The sequence below is a fragment of the Actinoplanes sp. NPDC051633 genome (genome assembly GCF_040681735.1).
Lineage (GTDB): Bacteria > Actinomycetota > Actinomycetes > Mycobacteriales > Micromonosporaceae > Actinoplanes.
In genome coordinates, this window is sequence record NZ_JBFAZH010001090.1 from 1 (window position 1) to 2,597 (window position 2,597).

Annotated in this window: 2 protein-coding genes; both read right to left on the reverse strand. The window is 71.8% G+C overall.

Annotated features, from left to right (window positions below; genetic code table 11):
* Positions 1–1,719 (reverse strand): hypothetical protein (locus tag AB0M20_RS37315; RefSeq protein ID WP_364305493.1); only part of this gene is annotated, 1,719 nt, incomplete at its 3' end.
* A 710-nt stretch (positions 1,720–2,429) separates the two neighbouring features.
* Positions 2,430–2,579: an SAM-dependent methyltransferase gene (locus AB0M20_RS37320; protein ID WP_364305495.1), complete on the reverse strand. Its 150-nt coding sequence runs from the start codon at positions 2,577–2,579 to the stop codon at positions 2,430–2,432.
* Positions 2,580–2,597: the final 18 nt, after the last annotated feature.

The window sequence follows — 2,597 nt, forward strand, 5'->3', positions numbered from 1 at the left end:
GATCGGCAGGAGGTTCCCGGGGAAGCCGGCCCTCACGACCTCCGGCGGCAGCACGGTGAAGGTCAGCAACCCGTCCGCGGCGCCGGGCCGGCCAGTCCGCTTGTACGCGACCCGCCACAGCAGCGTGCCGGGACCTGCCTTGGCTCCTTCGGGCACCACGAGATCGGCAGCCCACCCCTTCGCCGCCGGGTGGCACGCGGCCAGGGAGCCCTCGTCGAACCCGACCGCGCAGCCGGTAACCGCGGTACCCTCCACAAGGGACAACATCGAGACGGTCACGCGGTCGCCGGACCGCCCGGCGGCCGGCTCCGGCCGGACGTCGAAGGCGGGTGGCAGCGGCGAGCCGGGCGCGCGCACCGGATAGTTGACGATGCCGTTGTCCGCGCCACGGCGGCCGTCGGCGGTGCGAGAGGTCACGCCCCACCGCAGGGGCATGGCGCCGGCCGCCGTTCCCGCGGGCACGGTGACGGTGGCCGACCACCGCCCGCCGGCATATTCGCACTGGACTCCGGCATCGCCGGGAAAGGTCACCAGGCAGTCGGTGATCTCGGCGCCGGGCTCGACCGGGGAGACCGAGACGGTGACCTGCTCGCCGGCCACGGCGGACTCGGGCTGGGCGGCGGCCACGAACTTAGGGACCGGTCCCAGGTCGAGCTCTTCTTCCGGCCCGACCTGCTGCTCCTTCACCGGCCGGCTCGGCGCGGTCGTGGTGGTGGTTTCCAGCGGCGGCGCCACCTTGGGCGATACGCGGTATCTGATGGTGCTGCTCTGGGCGATCGGCCGCCCGGTGGCCGCGGCGGCCTGGACACCCCAGCGCAAGTTGTTCCAGCCCGGCCGAGCGTCCGAGGGCACGGTGACCTCGGCCAGCCAGCGGTCCTCGGACTGCCGGCATTCGTCGCCGGCGTCGTTCGGGAAGGCGGCCAGACAGCCGAGGATCCGCACGCCCTCGGTGACCGGGGTGAAGACCACGGTGACCGGGTCGCCGGGCAGCGCCGTACTGGGCGTGACCAGCACTTCGAAGGTCGGCTCCACGATCTCGACCTGGACGGCGATCAGCCCCTCGTCGTCGCTCTTCGGCTCCTCCGGACGTTCGCTGGAGTAGGTCACCCGCCACAGCACCGGCATCGGGCCAACCGGCTGCCCGAGCGGGACCGGCACGGTCGCGGTCAGCTCACCGTCGCAGGGATGAAGCACGTCGGAGACGACGACCTCGCAGGTCTTGATGGTCACGCCGGTCGTATCGCTCGCGAACCGGATCGCGATGTCCTGGCCCGGCTCGGCCGTCGCGGGCACCGGCTCGACGCGGAACACCGGAGGCGGCGGCGCAACCGGGCGCACCACCTCGAACGGCGTCGTCCCCGGGATCTCCACCTGCTTGTCGTCCTGCCAGACCGCCCACTCCACGCCCGTCGGCCCAGGCGGCGCGTCCTCCGGCACGGCCAGGCGGGCCACCCAGCTCCGGCCGGCGCCCTCGCACGCCGTCCGTTCCTTCGTGAACGCGAAGCCTGCCCGGCAGCCGGCCAGGACGCCCCCGAGAGCGCGGAAGCGGACCTCGATCGTCTCCCGCCGCTGCGCCCGCGCCGGGACCACGGCCACCTCCGCCGGCGGCAGCACGACGAACTCGATCCTGCCGCGTGGCCTCTCCCGGCCGGTAGTGAACACCGCCCACAGCAGGCCCGTGGTCTTCGGCGGAACCCTCAGCTCGACCGTCCGCTCCACGGCACCGTCGGAACAGCGTGCCGCGACCGGATCGGACACAACCTCGAAGGCCGCGACACATCCGGTTATGAAGCGCCCATCCGCGTCGGCCGGGAAGGTCACCTGGACGATGGTCCCCGGAATGGCCTTCTCAGGTATGACCCTCGGAGCGTAGGGATCCGCCGGGGCCGGCACGGCGGACTCCGCTGCCGCGACCGGTGTCGCGGTGGCCAGGAAAGCCAGTGTGCAGGCGAAGATCGCCGGAAGCGACCGACGCCAGGTGAGGGAGGCCATGGCGCCCCCTGACGGTCGAGTGAGTCACCTTCACGATGCGCCGCCCGTCGCGAACCTGTCAGCCGGATCACCGACAGACGTCTATGCCTCGATCAGCGATCGACGACCTGATACAGCGGCCGCCCCCTGCAACGCCGCGAGATTGTCTGCGATGCGCGTGGCGGCGCCGATCGGGCGGCCTCCGGCCGCGTGCGGGCTGATGATGACGCCGGCGGGCCCGTGAAAGAACACCGAGGACCATCCGGATCTGCCGCAGTGAAGGCGCGCCGGCTGGGTGTCGGCTGGTAACGGTTGTGTTGGCTGTGCGCCACCGGCATCTCGGGGTGTTGGCGGGTGGCTGCGGGACAACGGCCGCGACGATCGACGGTACGTCGAGACGTCGTCAAGCCCGGATCGGTGGTTCAACCTTCAGGACTGCACCGTCGCCTCGTGGTACGTCACGGCTTGCGGGCGACTCCGCAGTAGACGTCGACCTCGTCGGGGAGGGTCTCGGTGGTGGGCCGCCACCGGCTGCTGGAGATAACGCCGGGTTCGATGAGGTCGAGGCCGGTGAAGTAGCGGGCGATGTCGTCGGGGTGGCGGGAGATGTAGGGTTCGGCGGATTC